The organism is Bacteroidota bacterium, from assembly GCA_016721765.1.
Classification (GTDB): Bacteria; Bacteroidota; Bacteroidia; order UBA4408; family UBA4408; genus UBA4408.
The window spans coordinates 860,701-879,207 of record JADKHO010000002.1 but is presented as its reverse complement, the minus strand read 5'-3'; the positions used below and the strand labels follow the sequence as shown (position 1 = coordinate 879,207).

Sequence of the window (18,507 nt, the reverse complement as noted above, 5' to 3'; positions counted from 1 at the left end):
AATAAGCCAGGCATGAATCAAACTTAAAAAGAAACCTTCACTGAGTCTTTTTCCGCTAATGCATCCCGCAAACCATTTCCTACCAAAGTAAAAGCAAGTACTAAAAGAAATATAGCCAAGCCCGGTAAAATCGCCAAATAGGCTGCATCCACCACAATATAGCCATAATGATCTTTAATCATACTGCCCCAACTGGTCATGGGGGCCTGCACTCCAATTCCTAAAAAGCTTAATCCTGCTTCCATTAAAATAGCATTTGCAAAATTAGAAGCAGCAAGGATACTTACTACTCCCATAACATTCGGAAGAATATGCCTGAAAATAATCCTGAAATGACTGAATCCTAAAGACTTTCCGGCTTCAATAAATTCTTTTTCACGGAGGCTCATCACTTGTCCGCGCACTACACGTGCAATTTCGACCCACATGGTAAATCCTACTGCTATAAAAATTTGCCAAAAACCTTTACCCAAACTGAGTGTAATGGCAATTACCAGCAATAGAGTGGGAATACTCCAAACAACTTGAATTAACCACATTATTGCTTGGTCTATCCATCCGCGGTAATACCCGGCTATACTGCCCAAGATTAAACCCAACACGATAGAAATTAGCACCGATATAAGGCCTATCGCCATCGATATAAGCGTGCCTGACATAAGTCTGCTCAACAAATCCCGCCCAAAGCGATCGGTGCCTAACCAAAAGGTTTTTGTACGTAGGTTTTTGTTCAAAATTTTTTGCTGCATAGCTGCAATAGATTCAGTTTGGAGTGTCCCATCCGCAGTATAAAAACTACATCTGTTTTTTAAATCCCTCGAAACTTTGCTTTCGAAACGTAACGGATAAAGCACATCGGGGAGCGTGTAGCGTTGTACAATTCCCTTAAAATTGGGCACTCCAGAATATTCCACCACCACGATGTCTTTTCCATCAAAATAATACCTATCGATGGGAACCAATAAATAGTCGCTTTCCTGCCCCCCAAAAAACATTCTTCCCCAAAGGCCTGTCTTAGGTTGACTTGTGTTTTTACGGATGCTTAACAATTGAACCTTAAATCCGGGCGCTTTTGTGCTTAATTGCAAATTCATTTGATTGGCCATAGGTGTGGAATCGGGCCGAATTAGGGAACCTAAAATGCTTACACTGAGCGCTAAAACAACTACTAGCAATCCACACATCGCTAGCTTGTTTTTTTTAAAGCGCTTCCACGTCATTCCCGATAAGGATTGAGGATGCAGGGTGGCTGAGTTTGTTGTATTTAATTTAATTTCCTTGCTTTCCAACGGTATGCTTTTTTGAAACTCGCAATCCCAATTAATGGGATAAAAAATATATTGATGAGTTCAGTTGGGATTATTTTCCACAACATATTTGAATCTCCAAAGAAGTTTGCAATGGGATATAAAAAAATTAAATCTATTATGGTTTTGCTCAAAAATAATCCCAAAAAAAGTGGTAAAAAACTAAAATTGAAAATAGAAAGTATACCTGTTAAAAGCAGGAAGATATGCACTAAAATAACGAGCAATGACACCAAGGTAAGATAGCCATCGGCATACAAAAAACTCTTGGAAGCCCATCGCTTCCGCTGACTTAGTAAGGAAAGAAAATTGGACTGTGCTTTCGTTTTAACCAGCGCTTCATTTGATTTCAAAAACTTAACTGCTTCCGAAAAATTAGACTGAATAGCAAGCATTAAAAACATATCATCTCCCGAAGCAATGCTTTGTCCTTTTGTTTCTTGAATCACTTTGGCATAGGCTTTTTTATCCACAGCTAAATTAGCACCGTTGCAGAGTAAGGCTTTATTATAGTAAAGAGAGGAAGCACCACTGATCACCAAACTAAAAAAGTCGAGTTTTTCGAAGGCCTGAAGTATACCGGAATGTGCATCCTGCTCCACGATTACCGGACCAACAATCAACTTAGCGTCGGATTCGATATAAAATAAAACCATCGTCTGAATCCAAGTTGAACTAACCCAACAATCGGCATCGGTCATCAGCAAAAGGTCACCACTGCTAAGTTCAACACCTTTTTCGATGGCTCTTTTTTTGGGTGCAATTGTTTCGATTAATTCAGGAAGTTCAATTAATTGTATGCGCAATTGTGGATGGTTTTTGCAAAAATCTTTTACCAAAAGCGCTGTTTTATCTGATGAGTTATCGTCCACTACAATTATTTCGAAAAGCGCTGCAGGATAACTTTGATTCATAAGCGCGTTTAAGCAACGTTCAATATTTTTTTCCTCATTTCTTGCAGGAAGAATTACTGAAACAAGCGTGTTACAAACAGCGTCCATTGGTGCAATAAATTCGGCTGTTTTCCTCCATCCCAAACTCAAAAGAAGCACACCCGCTGCATACAGCAGTTGTAGTAGAATGCCTATAATTAGAAGAATTAAGAATGCGTTATTCATCATCCGTTTTAAAAAAACGAAGTTGGTACACAAAAAAGGAGCCGGCAACTGCGGGTAGGGCAATATTAATCATCCACAGTAAAAGTGAAGCAGTTAACACACCGGCACTGCTCATTCCAAAAGGACCAAATAAACTAATGGCCACCGATCCTCTTACGCCTAATTCGCTTAAGGCATAAGTAGGTATAAGTGAAATAAGAAAAAAATAAAGGGCAATTAACACAAACGATTCTTTCACACCAAGGCCTAAATCAAAAACTTTCATGAGCAAATAAAATTGCACTGAAAATACAATAAATCGAAATGCAGATAAGAGCACCAGAAAGCCTATTTCTTTTTTGGATAAGCTAAATTTTTCGGGATGATAGGGTATTATTTTTTGAATAAAATTCCAGCTTTTCCAATGCTTGGCAATGTATTCGACATTAAAAAACAGAAACATACTCATTGTTACTACACTGGCAAAAAAGCTAAATAGCAAGGTGGGGTTTATTGAAAATGCTTGAAATTCAATTAAATAGTAGTAAAATGCAAAAAGTCCGATACAAAAAGTGATTAACACTTGGCTAAGACTTCCCACAATGCTAAGCAGCATGGCATCGGCACGATTGGCATTTCGCAAGTAAAATATTTTACCGGCAAATTCACCGGCACGATTAGGAGTGATTAAACTCACCGCTACGCCGGCTAGCACTGATTTAAGGGATTCAAAAAATGTGATGGCTTCGAGTCGATGAATTAATTTTCGCCACTTCAGCGCTTCTATTCCCCAGTTTACAAAAACTAAGAGCAGTGTGTACAAAAAAAGTGTGGCTTTATCTTTATCGTTAAGTAAGAGCAAGGTTTGTTTCCACATGAGCACCACGTCTTGCGCCGAAATTTTGTAATAGAGGTAGGCGAATGACGCCAATAGCAAACAAATTTTTAAAATTCGACTGAGTTGTTTTTTGTTATTTGGAGAAAGCATAATGCGCATAAGATTCAGCAATAATCCGAAATAATTTTAATACACCCACTTATTAAGCATAACTTGTTAAAATCTATTAGGAATACTGTAATTATTTTCTTTAAATATTACCAAACTTTACTCGCTAAAGTAACCTTTACCGATTTATTAAAGTTTAAAGTATAATTTTAAGCGCTCAAACACGAATTTGAAAGAAAACACACATTCCGAATTTTACAGTATGCCAACTCGCGAAAGCTTCGCTCTAGTTAAGAAAATTGGAGTTTTTTCCTTTTTTCTTATTTTCATGATTTCTCCACTAACAAAGGCGCAAAACCCTGAAAATGCTATCGATAAACAATTTGAAGAAATCAGAAAAAAGTTGCGCATTACCATTGATGCGCATTTATTAAAAACTGCAATTGAGCAAGCGGCTCCCGATATGGAAGTGCTTAATCCGCTCTATAATACTTCGGCTTCTAAAGCAGCTATTGATTTGAATGAACGATTGTATTTAGCTGAAAAAAGGCAAAAAGCTAAGGATAAAGGCTTCCGAATTGTGGGTTCTTATGCCGATAATTTTAATGCAAATGCTTCGGACGAAATTGGCTATGTCTACAAACGCGTAGTGCAAACAGGTTTAGATTGGAGTATTCTCAACAACGGTTTAGCCGGAAATAGAATCAATTTAAAAGAATTTAAAGCCAATGCAGCTGTCGATAAATTGCTGATCGAAAAAAACCTCCGTAACAATAGTTCGGTGGAATTGGCAAATAACCTTGCCAGTGTTTTTACTCGCTATAAAATTCAAAAGCTCAACGATTTACTTGCCTTATTGAACCAACAAATCGAAATATCTAAAAAAATATACTACCTCAAGTACATTACTTGGGAGGATGTAACCGAGCTACTTACTAAAAAGGCTGAAGTAGAAACATCCCTCCGCAATTTTTCGTCGCAAGTTCGAATTACTCCATTCGATACCATTAATCCTGCTAATTTGCCAATTGTGGATGTGAATTTGGATAAACTGATTGCCGTTTACAAGGCCAATCAAAAAAATGATTCCATTTCCATACTTCGCGCTAAAGCAGCATATTATGCCAATAAAACAATTAAAGAGGTTGCTTTAAAAACATCTTTAAAATACAATTATTACGACTCGCGCGTTACTATTGCCGACCGTAATTTTATGTCGTTTGGAGCCAGTATTTCCATTCCATTTCCTTTGCAAAGCCATGTCAACAAACAGGTGTATAAAATGCAAATGGAGGAATTTGATTATGAAAGTAAGGAGAAATCAAACAGCGAAATGAATTTGTTGTTTTCGGATTATAACGAATACAAAGCCAAGCTGAAGCAATATTTAAAGGTGTATCAATCTAGGGCATTGTTGCAAAATAAAATTCGAATCGAAGCCAACAAGGAAGCACTGGATGATCCTTCCTACAGTCCCATTCGAATTGTAGCAATGATTGCCGATTTACTTACTTCCGAAATCGATTTGATTGATAAGGAACAAGCTACTTATGTTTCACTTATTGATATTTATAAGCATTTGCCCGGCGGCAAAGTCACCGACTTTATTGAGCCTGTAAATTTGGATGAGTTTGTGCCAAAGCGCAGCACCGACCGACGCCTTTATATTTGGTATCCAACATTTAAAGAAAATGACAATAATTTTATTTATCAATACATTAAAAATAATGAGATAAAAGGTGTGTTGATTAGTTTGGGCGAAAACCTTGAACTTAAATCAAAAGGCGAAGAGTTTATTCGCATGCTGAAATCAGAGAATATCGCTGTTCAACTAATTTTTACGAGTAAGGACTTGTTAGATCCCAATAATTCGAATGCACTTGTTGCTGCGCTTTCGGCTGCCAGTAAAATTGCCGGAATTCGAGGCGTGCATTTGGATGTGGATATTTCCAATTTTCCGGATTATGCAAGTAACCGTCAAAAATATGCAGAATATTACATCAACATGCTTAAAATTGCCCAGGTTTATTTAAAAGATAAAGGCTTACGCTTAACGGTTTCATTACCATTGACCTATGATCCGGGCAAGTTAGACAGTGTATTTTCGATGGTGGATATGGTTTATTTGTTTGCCAACGATAATAAGGAGGAAACCTTTATTAAAGGTAAAATTCAGAGTAAGTTTGCAAAACAAAAGGATAAAATCGTGGTTGTGTTGCGCACCTCCAATTTTTACGACCGTTTTACATTTGAAGATTATTTAGAACGGCTTTCAAAATCGATAAAAGTGAATAATTTTGCCATCAACGATTTAAAAGGATTGTTAATATTAGAAGAAAGAGTATTTAATAAGCTGGATAAATAGTAGCTTCGCCAATTCATCAGAGCTAAAACACACAAAAAGAAAGAATGAAGAACGCAAATTTTAAGCGAAAACCCTCTACTGTACGCATTTTAAAAGAAGAAAAGAAGAAAAAGAAAATCAATTGGGATAAAATAATCTACCTCACCATTCTGGTTTTTATACTTGGTTCTCTTGGGATTTTTGTTTTTAATCGTGTATTTTATATCAACGGTACCGGTCAGGTGCTTTTTCAAAAACTCGACATCCGCTTTGTAAACGATGTTCAACTCATCAAATTCGAATGCCACGAGGGCGACAGTGTGAGCGTGGGTGATTCTTTGTTTACCTATGTCGATCAAAACAATGCTTCAGGTCACTTAGTGCAAAGCCGAAAATCGGAAGTTGGTCCTAATTCACAATATGCACTCGAAAAAGAAAAGCTTGAGATTCAACAAAAAATTGAGTTAAAGCGCATTGAAACACAAGAGTCGCAAACCATGCTGGCACACTACTCCAATGAATTAACACAATTAAAAAAACAAGTTTACTTGGACGTTGTTTCTGTGGATAAACTTACTCCTTATATTAAAAACATCAACGAGCTTAAAGCAAAAATTGCTTCTTCCGATCGTGAAATTCAAACTTTGCAAAGCGCACTTTATCGCCTCCATAAAATGTCGGCCGGTTCTGATAGTACCCGAATGAACGATTCTATCTCAGATTCTAATCGCCCAATCGAAATTGTGCAATACTCTCCAATAAACGGTACTATTTCTCAAATTTTTAAAGAAGAATACGAAGTTTCGTTAAAAACGGATATTATCATGACACTTCGTAAAACTTCCAATCCTTTTGTGAAATGCTATTTTGATCAAGAATACATCAAGTACCTGCACGAAGGAACAAGAGTAGATATTTCCTTCCCGGATGGAAAAAGCAGTTATGGGGTTATAAAGCGCCTCTATTTCGATACCTATGAATTGCCCGATGAATTGAAAAATAAAACAGAACCTTTACAACGTAGTTTAGCCTGTGATATTTTGCCTGCCGATCCTGTGGAAGCCGAGAAATGGAAAGGATTTCAGAAAATGGATGTGGAGGTTAAAGTGAAAAGAAAATTCTATTAACCGTAAAAATTTTAATGAAAACACATATTAGCACAATTAAATACGAAGAACTGGATTTTTGTTATTTTAAAGACAACGAAAGTATTGATGTGCGTGCCATTATTGATTTTAATGCAGTTATCATCAATTGCAGCGATAAGGTACTGGCCAATCATGCAGTGCATAAAATTCGCTCCAATAACAATGAAGCGGTTTACCTGAAGCCCATTTTTGTATACAATAAAATTGATTATGTGGATCAGGTGATGAACGAATTGGTGGATGGCGTGATTTACAGTTTGGAACAATTAGGAAACTCAGCAGATACCGCTCGTAAAATTATATTAAAATCAAAAGATTTAGTGGAGGTGAGTTATGTTTCTTTCGAAACCTATGTAATCACAAAAAGCCTGCGGTACTTGTATTCTCGAAGTAAAACTACCTTAGAACCCATCCCGTATCGAAATTCAAAAATTGGGTATTATTTTCCTTCCATCAGCACCAATTACGAATCGCACGATGAAAATAAAGTGTTGGAAGTTTTAAAATTAGCCGAAGATGAAGGCTTGATAGTTGGCGATTTTTTCGAAAACATTTACCTCTGTAACAATTGTTTTGATGGCTTTTTAAATTACCGTGAAGTTTGTCCTGAGTGTGGCTCCTCTAATTTAAATTCAGAAGATTTAATCCACCATTTTCCCTGCGCATACATTGGACCGGCTTCTGATTTTACCAACGAATTCAATGCTTACGACATGCAATGTCCTAAGTGCAGCAAAATGTTGAAACACATTGGTGTGGATTACGATAAGCCTGCCGTTATCTTTACCTGCCACAAATGTAACAGCACGTTTCAGGATGTGGTAATTAAAGCCAAGTGCACCAGTTGCAGCACCGATACCGATGTGGAATATTTAGCGCCACGCGAAATTAAAAAATACCAACTTACTCCTAAAGGAAAATATGCTGCTATTTCGGGTGTTGCCAATACCAAAACCGATATGACGCGCATGCCCGGCACAGTTGATAAAGTTACTTTTGATGTGATGCTTCAATACGAAATAGAGCGTATGAAAGTAGCAGATATCGACAGTAATATTGCCTTTATACATTTAAGCAATTCGAAAGAATTGTATACCATGATTGGAAAAGATGCCCGTATGAATTTGCTTACTGATTTGGTTCAGGTAACCCGCAACAGCATTCGTTCTTCTGATATTATTTCATTCGATAGTTCCTCTACTTTGCTTTTTTCAATTAACGAGTCCAGTATAAAGGATGCCGAAAAAGTGGTGGAAAAAATTTCGAAATTGATTATCCAGTTAATAAAGGACAACTTCAAAAATTTTGAAGCAAAAATTTCTTACAAAGTGCATCCGCTCGATAGCACAATAAGTTACCAAGAGCAGCTTAAAATGCTTACATCCGATATTGTGAAGGAATGATTAGCTTATCCGATTTTATTGTGTATTGGGAAGGCGTAGGATTTTCAAAATTCCTGCGCCTTTTCTGGTATTACTTTATTGTGGAAGCTCCCCGTTACTTATTTATGGATTTTATTGTGTTGATGTTTTATTTCGTCAACAAACATTTAAAACGTAAAAAATGGGCCGATGCCAAACGCAGATTTTTTGAAGAACGACCACTTGTATCGGTTATTATTCCCGGAAAAAATGAAGGAAAGCACATTTACAAACTGGCCCGTTCGCTAAATGAGCAAACCTATAAAAACTTTGAGCTCATTATTGTCGACGATGGCTCGGATGACGACACTCCAATTATTTGCAAGGATTTACAAAAACACGGATTTATAGATTTGTTTTTGCGAAACGATGTGCGGGGAGGCAAGGCTTCGGCAGCCAATTTAGCTTTGCGTTATACTAAAGGTAAATACATCATACACTTTGACGCCGACTGCTCTTTTAATCGCGATGCCATCGAAAATGTGCTTACTCCTTTTTATTACAATTCTAAGATTGGGGCAGTGGGTGGCAATTTGGAAGTGCGCAATACCGACGAAAGTTTGGCTACTACCTTGCAAACTATTGAGTACATGAAATCCATAACCACCGGGCGAATTGTAACTTCTCACTTGGGGATTTATGCCATTATTTCGGGAGCATTCGGTGCGTTTCGTAAAGATATTTTGGACCAGGTAAATGGTTGGGACATTGGCCCGGGCTTAGATGGCGACATCACCATGAAAATCCGAAAGAAGGGGTATAAAATTCACTTCGAACCTACAGCTACAGGACTTACCAGCGTGCCGCGTAATTTTTCGATTTTGGCGAAACAAAGGTTGCGTTGGGATAAATCTATTGTGCGGTTTAGGGTGCGTAAACACCGCGATGTGTTTTTGCCTTCTGAGAGTTTTAGGTTGAGCAATTTTGTTTCGTCGGGCGAAAATATTTTGTTTAACGTAATTTTAAATTTCCATTGGTACCTCTATGGTTTAGATATTATTTTTAATTATTCGCAATTGCTGATGTACATTTTTTTGATGAATCAATTGATGTATACCACCAGTAATTTTCTGCAATTTTTTATGGCTTTAACTGTTGTCGAGAAGCCAAAAACAAAATTGAAACTTCTACCTTATGTGCCACTCATGGCCATTTACAACGGGTATTTTTTACGTATAGTGCGTACGATTGCACACACGCGTGAATTACTTTTCCGTTCCTCTTACAACGATCCTTGGAATCCGCCAAAATCAAGTAATCAGGCGCGCAGACTCAAAATTTAAATTTATTACCGGCATACAATGGAACTTTTTTCGGCAAAAAATATTGTAAAAAAATATGCAACGCATACCGCGCTTGACGATGTAAGTATCGCTGTTCCTGAAAAGAGTATTTTCGGCTTACTCGGCCCAAATGGAGCCGGTAAAACTTCGCTCATTCGCATCATCAATCAAATTACCGGACCGGATAGCGGTGAATTATTTTTTGCCGGTAAAAAACTGCTTCCTGAACACATCGAGCAAATTGGTTATTTGCCTGAGGAGCGTGGTTTGTATAAAAAAATGGAAGTTGGCGAACAAGTCTTATATCTTGCACAACTTAAAGGATTAAGTAGGAGTGAAGCCAGCCGAAAATTAAAATACTGGTTCGAAAAATTTGAAATTCAAGCTTGGTGGAATAAAAAAGTTGAAGAGCTATCAAAAGGAATGCAGCAAAAAGTCCAGTTTATTGTTACCATTTTGCATGAGCCGCGTTTGCTTATTTTGGATGAACCTTTTAGTGGATTCGATCCCATCAATGCCAACCTCATCAAAAACGAAATTTTAGAATTAAAGGCAAAAGGAACTACAATTATTTTTAGCACCCACAACATGGGTTCGGTGGAGGAATTGTGTGATGAAATTGCCCTCATCAATAAGTCAAAAAAAATACTCGATGGCAATGTTAAAGCCATTCGCAAAGCCAATGCAACCAATACTTACCAAGTTGAATTTCGAGGAAATATGATTGCATTTACAAACGCATTGTGGGCAGGTTTTGAATTGACCGAAAAAAGCCAACACGATGACATTTGTAAAGCTACTGTGAAAATGCTGAACAACGCCACTCCAAATGATGTATTGGCCACTATATTACCCCATGTGCAAGTGATTTCGTTTAATGAAGTTATTCCCACCATGAACGATATATTTATTTCAAAAGTTAACGCCGGGCAACAACAAACAGCTGCAGTAGGTTATACCGAGTAGCAAATAGTAAATGGAATGAGCAAAATTACCTTAATCATAAAAAGAGAATACCTCACACGGGTTAAAAAGAAATCCTTTTTAATCATGACCATTCTTGGACCCTTATTGTTGGCAGGATTAATATTTGCGCGGGTCTTGATGGAGCGCAGTGAGCAAGAAGTGCAAAAAGTACAAGTCATTGATGATTCAAAATTATTTGCAGGAAAACTCGAAAGCACTAAAAATTTAGCTTTTTATTTTTCGGATAAGAATTTATCTTCTGCACAAAAAGATTTTTACAACAACGATTACAACATAATTTTATTTATCCCCGAAAATATCCTGAGTTCCAATAAAATTCAGCTTTTTTATAAAAAGCAATTGGGCCTTTCGGCAGAAGATTTGCTTAAAAGTACCTTCTCAGCAAAGATTGAAGACTGGAAATTAATTGCTTCCGGTATCGATAAAGAAAAACTATCTTCTGTAAAAACATCCATTGTTTTAGAAACGAGTAAAATTGAAGAATCGGGCGAGCAAAAAAGCAGCAATACTGCAATGAATGCAGCCATTGGATTTATGGGCGCTGTACTTATTTACATGTTTATTTTCTTGTATGGAGCGCAGGTGATGCGGGGAGTTATTGAAGAAAAAACCAGTCGAATTATTGAAGTCATTATTTCTTCCGTAAAGCCATTCGAATTGATGATGGGCAAAATTGTTGGGATAGCATTGGTGGGGCTTACCCAGTTTTTACTTTGGATAATACTCACCTTTGCTATTTCAAGTGTTGTTTCCAAAGTGATGGTAAAGGATAAATACGATGCGACTCAAGTGGAGCAAACATTTAAATCCAACACACCCATGAATGCCCAGCAAAAGGTAATGGAGAAGCAGGATTTTGATTTGAATTCATTGTTGGGGAATTTTAATTTTCCGCTTTTAATTGGGGCTTTTCTTTTTTATTTCCTTGGCGGATATTTACTCTATGGTGCTTTGTTTGCAGCTATTGGTGCAGCTGTGGATAGTGAAGCGGATACACAACAATTTATGCTGCCCATTACCATTCCGCTTATTTTGGCATTTACCATGGCTCAGTCAGTTGTTTCCAATCCCGAGAGTTCGCAGGCTTTTTGGTTATCTGTTATTCCATTTACCTCACCGGTAATTATGATGGTGCGCATCGCCTACGGTGTTCCTGCTTTTGATTTAATTGTATCAATGATAAGTCTTGTGCTAGGTTTCTTAGGAACCACCTGGCTCTCCGCTAAAATTTACCGCACCGGAATACTTATGTACGGCAAAAAAGTATCCTACAAAGAACTATGGAAATGGTTGTTTTATAAAGGTTAAATAATCATTTTGGTAATCAAACCCGTCTAAAAAAACATAATCATCTTAATAAATCAGCATGCTATACCACCCCCTGCCCCCGCCAGCGGGGGATATAATAATTAGCAAAATCCACGTTCCTTGCCTTAAATCTTAAAAAATCATAATCATCTTAATGAATCAGCGTGCTATTCCACCCCCTGCCCCCGCCAGCGGGTGATATAGAAATTTGATGATACCTCGTTCCATCTCCTAAATCATAAAAAAATCATAATCATCTAAATAAATCAGCATGCTATTCCACCCCCTGCCCCCGCCAGCGGGGGATATAGAAATTTATCAGCTTATCAACCCATCAACACATCAGCTAATCAACCACGAATTTCCTAACTTTGCACCCTTTCCTTAAAAACAATGAGAATCGATATCATTACCATACTTCCCGATTTACTTCAAAGTCCATTTGAGCACTCCATTTTAAAACGTGCCATTCAAAAGGGCTTGGCGGAGGTAAATCTCATAAACCTGCGCGATTACAGCACGCAAAAGCAAAAAAGTGTGGACGATTACAGCTTTGGTGGAGGTGCAGGAATGGTAATGACAATTGAACCCATTGCTGCTTGCATCGAAGACCTAAAAAGCCAACGAAAGTACGATGAGATAATTTACTTGAGTCCCGATGGTGAATTACTTACCCAAAAGGTCGCCAATCGCCTATCCACCCTGCAAAATATTATCTTGTTGTGCGGTCATTATAAGGGAGTAGATGAGCGGGTGCGTGAACTGTTCATTACTAGGGAGATTTCTATTGGCGATTATGTGCTGTCGGGCGGCGAGCTAGGGGCTGCAGTACTTTGCGATGCGGTTATTCGCCTCATTCCGGGTGTGATTTCGGATGAAACTTCGGCACTTTACGATTCTTTTCAAGACGATTTATTAGCCCCTCCGGTGTACACCCGACCGGCCGATTATAAAGGAAATAAAGTGCCCGATATTTTACTTTCGGGCAATGAAAAGTTAATCGCTGATTGGCGGCACGAAAAGTCGCTGGAACGCACCCGACAAAGAAGACCCGACCTTTTAAAATAAATTTTAGATTTGAAATATTTTTTGTAATATTGCACTCCTTTTCAAAAAAGCAGTAATAATAAAATTAAAGCAATGGACTTAATTAAATTTGTAGACGAATTAGCTGAACAAAAAACTCACCCGAAATTTAAAGCCGGTGATACCTTGACAGTACATTATAAAATTATTGAAGGAACAAAAGAACGTGTTCAACAGTTCCAAGGCGTGGTATTGCAACGCAAAGGTCAAGGCGCTGCCGAAACTTTTACCATCCGAAAAATGTCGAATGGAGTAGGTGTAGAGCGTATTATTCCTCTAAACTCACCAGCTATCGATAAAATTGAATTAAACAAAACCGGTGTGGTACGTAGAGCTAAAATATTCTACTTACGTGATTTAACCGGTAAGAAAGCTAGAATTAAAGAAAAACGAGTTTAGTTATTCTACTAAAATAATAAAAAGCCGTACTAATCAGTGCGGCTTTTTTTGTGCTTTATTTTAAACAATTCGTATCCAAATATCCATCAGTCTGAAAATTGGATTTAGGCGTACTTGGCTAATCTACCAACTTGCCCCCGGATGAACCCTCTGTAAGTATTGCATTTCACACAATAAATGTCCCAAATGTTCGGAATGTATTCCATTACAGCCTCCTTTTATACTATTAACAGTTTCAGGAATATGCAAATTCGCATCTGCTACAATTTCGGTAATCAATTGTTTCCAATGTGCTTGCATGTCCATTAAATTCAAACTGATTCCTGCTCCAATTAATTCAGCATCCACCGCATTCATTTCAAAAAGGTCGTCGGTGTAAGGCCAAAGCTCATTTAGCGCAAATTGCGCGCGACTAGCACTTTCCTCGGTTCCATTCCCAAAACGTACTATCCAGTCGGCACTATGGCGTAGATGGTATTTTATTTCTTTTAACCCTTTTGTGGCTAAACTTTGAAAACTAGCGTCATTGCTTGTGCTGAGTCCTTCATACAGCAATTTTGCAAATGCCGCATACAGCAATTGTTTCATCATTGTAAACGCAAAATCACCATTCGGTTGTTCCACCAACAGATTATTGTAATATTCCCTTTCGGTTCTTAAAAATGCCAAATCATCCGCTTGAACTCCATTGCCTTTTATTGCGGCTGCATAGCCATAAAAATTTTCTGCCTGCCCCAATAAATCAAGAGATATGTTGGTGAGTGCTAAATCCTCTTCCAAAATAGGTCCACGGCTGCACCATTCTGCCAGACGCTGTGCCAGCACCATGTTGTTATCGGCTATGCGCAAACAATATGCATAAATTGCTTCTTTTGTTTTCATATTACATCACGAATTAAATATTGGTAGAACCTTTCGGCATCTTGTAAAAATTGGGTGTGCGGTAAGTTTTATCTTCTGCCGGATCAAAAAATTCCGCTTCATCGTCTCTATCTGTTGCGGCAATAAAATCGGTTGGAACCACCCACAAACTGCGGCCTTCGTTTCTTCGGGTATAAATATCGCGGGCATTTTGCAGCGCCATTTTTTTGTCGGAGGCATGAATGCTACCTGCATGTTCGTAAGGCTTTCCGCTTTTTTCTTGTACAAACACTTCCCATTGGGCCAATTGATTGTTCTGTTCCATTTTCGTTTTAATTAGGTATTAGCAAACTTTCTTTTTTTTCCATGTTTTTTTGATACGCAATCGCTGCTTCCCTCACCCAACTGCCTTCTTTATGATAGTGGATATGATGCGTCATGCGCTGATGGTTGCAAGGACCATTGCCTTTCACCACATTTTTAAATTCTTCCCAATTGATAGGACCAATTTCCCAATGCAAAGTTTCTTTGTTGTATTTCAGCTGCTCATCCGGAACCGTTAAACCAATATGATGGGCTTGCTCTACTGTGCGATCAATAAAACGTTGCCGTAATTTATCGTTGCTTTCGATTTTGATTTTCCATTTCATCGATTCAGCGGTATGCGGTGATTCTGAATCGGGTGGACCAAACATCATCAAGGATGGCCACCACCAGCGGTTCATGGCATCTTGTGCCATTTCTTTTTGTGCAGGGGTACCACTCATCATATTCCCCATTATTTCGTAGCCTTGTCGCTGGTGAAATCCTTCTTCCTTGCAAATGCGCAACATCGCTCTGGAATAAGGGCCAAATGAACATTTAGCCAACATGGTTTGATTCACAATTGCTGCACCATCCACCAGCCAGCCAATAGCACCCATATCGGCCCAAGTAAGCGAAGGATAATTAAAAATACTCGAATACTTTGCTTTGCCTTCCTGCAATTGCTGAATCATTTCGGCACGAGTAATGCCAAGCGTTTCGGCTGCCGAATAAAGGTACAAGCCATGCCCTCCTTCATCTTGAATTTTTGCAAGTAGTATTTTTTTTGCGCGCAACGAAGGTGCACGCAATACCCAATTCCCTTCGGGTTGCATGCCAATTACCTCGGAGTGCGCATGCTGCGATATTTGCCGAATTAAGGTTTTACGGTAATTTTCGGGCATCCATTCCCGCGGCTCTATTTTTTCGTCTGCATCAATTCGGGCTTGAAATGCATCTAGTTTTTCTTGGTCTGAAATTTTTATCATGACTCGCTTTTTTAATATTATAATGTTCCTCTGCGGGCTTGCTCTGCTTCTATGCTTTCAAATAAGGCTTGAAAGTTCCCTTTACCAAAGGATTTAGCTCCTTTGCGCTGAATGATTTCAAAAAATAAGGTAGGTCTGTCTTCTACCGGTTTTGTGAAGATTTGAAGCAGGTATCCTTCTTCATCACGGTCGACCATGATACCCATTTTTTTGAGTTCGTTTAAATCTTCTTCTATAATGCCTACACGGTCCTTAACAGTATCATAATAGGTTCCGGGCACATGCAAAAATTCGATACCTCGTTTTCGCATTTCCGAAATGGTAAACAAAATATCGTCGGTTGCAACAGCAATATGTTGGCAACCGGGGCCTTTATAAAAATTGAGGTACTCTTCAATTTGCGATTTCTTTTTACCGATTGCGGGTTCATTTATGGGAAACTTTATATAGCCATTGCCATTGCTCATTACTTTGCTCATCAAAGCAGTGTATTCGGTTGAAATATCTTTATCATCAAAAGTCACCAAATTCGCGAAGCCCATCACGGTACCATAAAATTCAGCCCATTTGTTCATGGCTCCTAGTTCCACATTACCAACCATATGGTCGATGTATTTTAGACCGGTTGTGCCGGGATGGTATTCCGTTTCTAATTTTTCATATCCTGGAAGAAAGATCCCATTGTAATTTTTTCGTTCAATAAAAATGTGAACCGTTTCGCCATAAGTATGAATGCCCGATCTGCGTATAGTGCCATCTTTATCCTGAATGGTTTCGGGCTGCAGATATGGAATAGCACCACGCTTTACAGTTTGTTCAAAAGCATCGTAGGCATCATTTACCCAAAGGGCAATTACTTTCACACCATCGCCATGCTTGTTCAAATGTTGCGCTATGGGTCCTTCACTATCGAAGGGTGTGGTAAGTACTAAACGGATTTTGCCTTGTTGAAGTACATAAGAAGTTTTATCGCGCAATCCGGTTTCCAATCCGGCGTAAGCTAAATCCTGAAAGCCTAAAGCTGTTTTGTAGAAATGCGCTGCTTGTTTGGCATTCCCCACATATAGCTCCACATAGTCGGTTCCATTTATAGGCAAAAAGTCTTGTGCCGTTTCAAATATTTTAGTGCTCTCGGAATAATTAAAATTTTTAACTGCGGTTAAATCGGCTGTATTCATGTGTGAAAAAATTAATTTTTATTTAATGTGGTCAAGTAATCAGCAATTCCGGCGGCAGTGGTTTGAAGTCCGGATTTTCCGCTTTCCCAATCAGCAGGGCATACTTCTCCGTTTTCTTCATTAAAATTCAAGGCATCAACCATTCTTAATGCTTCGTGTACACTTCTGCCTAAAGGCAAATCATTAATTACCTGATGCCGAACAGTGCCTTTTTTATCAATCAAAAATAAACCACGAAACGCAACAGGGTTGCCGCTGAATTGGATGTTGTTTTCTGCATCCAAGCTATAGTTCCCAGCCAATACACCGTATTGCATAGAAATCATTTTTGATAAATCGGCAACAATCGGATAAGTTACCCCTTTTATACCACCTTTGTTTTGATCGGTGTTGAGCCATGCCCAATGTGAGTATTTTGAATCTGTAGAACATGCCACCAAAACGGTGTCTCGTTCTTCAAAATCTTTTAAATGCTTCTGAAAAGCTATAAGTTCAGTGGGACACACAAAAGTGAAGTCCATGGGATAGAAAAAGAACACTACATTCTTTTTGCCTAGATATTGTTTGAGCGAAAAATTTTCTGCAAAATCATTTCCGTTTATTACGGCGTCCTCTGTAAACATCGGAGCTTTTTTTCCAACTAGTACTTTCATTTTTTTAGTTTTAAACTGTTTCTACTTTTTCTTTTTTACTTGCCCACGATTGGTAATAATCTTTAATATCAATTATCATCGCCTCTTCTGTGAGCATTACGGGGTTAAAGGGATCAATCATTACTGCCAATTCGTTGGTTTCTTTTTTGCCGATGCTTCGCTCGATGGCTCCCGGGTGCGGACCATGCGGAATACCGGCGGGATGCAGTGTTAGTTGACCGCGTTGAATGTTGTTACGGCTCATAAAATCTCCTTCTACGTAATATAAAATTTCATCCGAATCAATATTGCTATGATGATACGGAGCCGGTATGGCTTCGGGATGGTAGTCGTACAAGCGGGGAACGAAGGAACAAACAACAAAATTGTTACCTTCAAATGTTTGATGAATGGGTGGTGGCATGTGGATGCGACCGGTTATGGGCTCAAAATTTTTAATGTTGAATGCGTAGGGATAATGATAACCGTCCCAACCCACTAAATCAAAAGGATGATTCTCATAAATGTAAGGGAAAATGATACCCTGCTTTTTAATCATAACACTGAATTCTCCCACTTCATTGTGTGTTTCTAAATGCTCCGGACATTTAATATCTCGTTCACAAAAGGGTGAATGTTCCAAGTGCTGTCCAAATTCATTTCGGTATCTGCGTGGCGTATTTATGGGACCCTTCGATTCTATAAATAAAAAACGATTGTCGCTCGAATCCAGTTCCAATTTGTATACCGTACCTTTTGGGATTACTAGGTAATCGCCATATTCAAACGGAACAGCACCAAACATTGTTTTTAAAGTACCGGCGCCTTTGTGTATAAAAATCATTTCATCCGCCTCTGCATTTTTAAAAAAATAGGAGGCAGTTTTAGAAGGAGCAGCTAAGCCAATTTGAAGGTCATTGTTTACAAAAAGCGTTTTTCTACTTTTAATATAATCTTCTTCTGCCGGAATTTCGAAACCATTAAAACTCACATTTCGCATATTGGTTTCTACAGCAATTTTAGGTTTAACCGAATATGGGGTGCCTACTTGTCGCACCTGTGTAGGAGGAAACAAATGATACACCAAAGAGCTCATTCCGCTAAAGCCTTGTGAAGCCACAAGTTCTTCCTGATAAAGATTTCCATTTTCATTCCGAAACACGACATGGCGTTTCGATGGTATTTTTCCAACTTTTTGATAAAAAGGCATAATTTAGT

Annotated in this window: 17 protein-coding genes; 8 read left to right on the top strand and 9 right to left on the bottom strand. The window is 38.4% G+C overall.

The window, feature by feature from the left end:
* Positions 1–23: 23 nt before the first annotated feature.
* Genes IPP32_11980 through IPP32_11970 form a run of 3 tightly spaced genes read right to left on the bottom strand, consistent with a single transcriptional unit; the run spans position 24 to position 3,335 of the window.
* Complete coding sequence (locus IPP32_11980) at positions 24–1,220, bottom strand: ABC transporter permease (protein MBL0048802.1); 1,197 nt, start codon at positions 1,218–1,220, stop codon at positions 24–26.
* Between the two features lie 44 nt (positions 1,221–1,264).
* A complete protein-coding gene (locus tag IPP32_11975; protein MBL0048801.1) occupies positions 1,265–2,428 on the bottom strand; it encodes a glycosyltransferase in 1,164 nt (387 codons plus the stop codon).
* Complete coding sequence (locus IPP32_11970) at positions 2,418–3,335, bottom strand: flippase-like domain-containing protein (protein MBL0048800.1); 918 nt, start codon at positions 3,333–3,335, stop codon at positions 2,418–2,420. Before IPP32_11970 ends, IPP32_11975 begins: the two co-directional genes overlap by 11 nt.
* A 343-nt stretch (positions 3,336–3,678) precedes the next feature.
* Between IPP32_11970 and IPP32_11965 the strand changes: the two genes are divergently transcribed.
* From IPP32_11965 to rplS, 8 genes are all read left to right on the top strand, one after another.
* Entirely contained in the window at positions 3,679–5,715 is a 2,037-nt protein-coding gene (locus tag IPP32_11965; GenBank protein MBL0048799.1) for a hypothetical protein, read from the top strand.
* 44 nt (positions 5,716–5,759) lie between these two features.
* Positions 5,760–6,821: a hypothetical protein gene (locus IPP32_11960; GenBank protein MBL0048798.1), complete on the top strand. Its 1,062-nt coding sequence runs from the start codon at positions 5,760–5,762 to the stop codon at positions 6,819–6,821.
* Between the two features lie 14 nt (positions 6,822–6,835).
* A complete protein-coding gene (locus tag IPP32_11955) occupies positions 6,836–8,245 on the top strand; it encodes a hypothetical protein (protein MBL0048797.1) in 1,410 nt (469 codons plus the stop codon).
* Complete coding sequence (locus IPP32_11950; protein MBL0048796.1) at positions 8,242–9,546, top strand: glycosyltransferase; 1,305 nt, start codon at positions 8,242–8,244, stop codon at positions 9,544–9,546. Before IPP32_11955 ends, IPP32_11950 begins: the two co-directional genes overlap by 4 nt.
* 18 nt (positions 9,547–9,564) lie before the next feature.
* Positions 9,565–10,512, top strand: a complete 948-nt coding sequence (locus IPP32_11945) for an ATP-binding cassette domain-containing protein (GenBank protein ID MBL0048795.1) — start codon at positions 9,565–9,567, stop codon at positions 10,510–10,512.
* A gap of 15 nt (positions 10,513–10,527) precedes the next feature.
* Positions 10,528–11,841: an ABC transporter permease gene (locus IPP32_11940; GenBank protein ID MBL0048794.1), complete on the top strand. Its 1,314-nt coding sequence runs from the start codon at positions 10,528–10,530 to the stop codon at positions 11,839–11,841.
* A gap of 393 nt (positions 11,842–12,234) precedes the next feature.
* The gene (gene trmD / locus IPP32_11935; protein MBL0048793.1) at positions 12,235–12,909 is read left to right on the top strand and encodes a tRNA (guanosine(37)-N1)-methyltransferase TrmD; all 675 of its coding nucleotides are present in this window, start codon (positions 12,235–12,237) and stop codon (positions 12,907–12,909) included.
* A gap of 72 nt (positions 12,910–12,981) precedes the next feature.
* A complete protein-coding gene (rplS, locus tag IPP32_11930) occupies positions 12,982–13,326 on the top strand; it encodes a 50S ribosomal protein L19 (GenBank protein MBL0048792.1) in 345 nt (114 codons plus the stop codon).
* 123 nt (positions 13,327–13,449) lie between these two features.
* Here the strand turns inward: rplS and paaC are convergent, their stop codons facing one another.
* The 6 genes from paaC to IPP32_11900 are packed head-to-tail and all read right to left on the bottom strand — an operon-like array spanning position 13,450 to position 18,499.
* Positions 13,450–14,208 (bottom strand): phenylacetate-CoA oxygenase subunit PaaC, encoded by a 759-nt coding sequence (paaC, locus tag IPP32_11925; protein ID MBL0048791.1) that lies wholly within the window; start codon positions 14,206–14,208, stop codon positions 13,450–13,452.
* A 13-nt stretch (positions 14,209–14,221) separates the two neighbouring features.
* On the bottom strand, positions 14,222–14,512 hold the full coding sequence (gene paaB / locus IPP32_11920; GenBank protein ID MBL0048790.1) for a 1,2-phenylacetyl-CoA epoxidase subunit B: 291 nt from the start codon (positions 14,510–14,512) through the stop codon (positions 14,222–14,224).
* A 7-nt stretch (positions 14,513–14,519) separates the two neighbouring features.
* On the bottom strand, positions 14,520–15,479 hold the full coding sequence (paaA, locus tag IPP32_11915; protein ID MBL0048789.1) for a 1,2-phenylacetyl-CoA epoxidase subunit A: 960 nt from the start codon (positions 15,477–15,479) through the stop codon (positions 14,520–14,522).
* Positions 15,480–15,496: 17 nt separating this feature from the next.
* Complete coding sequence (hppD, locus tag IPP32_11910; protein ID MBL0048788.1) at positions 15,497–16,657, bottom strand: 4-hydroxyphenylpyruvate dioxygenase; 1,161 nt, start codon at positions 16,655–16,657, stop codon at positions 15,497–15,499.
* 11 nt (positions 16,658–16,668) lie between these two features.
* On the bottom strand, positions 16,669–17,310 hold the full coding sequence (locus tag IPP32_11905) for a peroxiredoxin (protein MBL0048787.1): 642 nt from the start codon (positions 17,308–17,310) through the stop codon (positions 16,669–16,671).
* Positions 17,311–17,320: 10 nt separating this feature from the next.
* A complete protein-coding gene (locus IPP32_11900) occupies positions 17,321–18,499 on the bottom strand; it encodes a homogentisate 1,2-dioxygenase (protein MBL0048786.1) in 1,179 nt (392 codons plus the stop codon).
* Between the last annotated feature and the right edge of the window lie 8 nt (positions 18,500–18,507).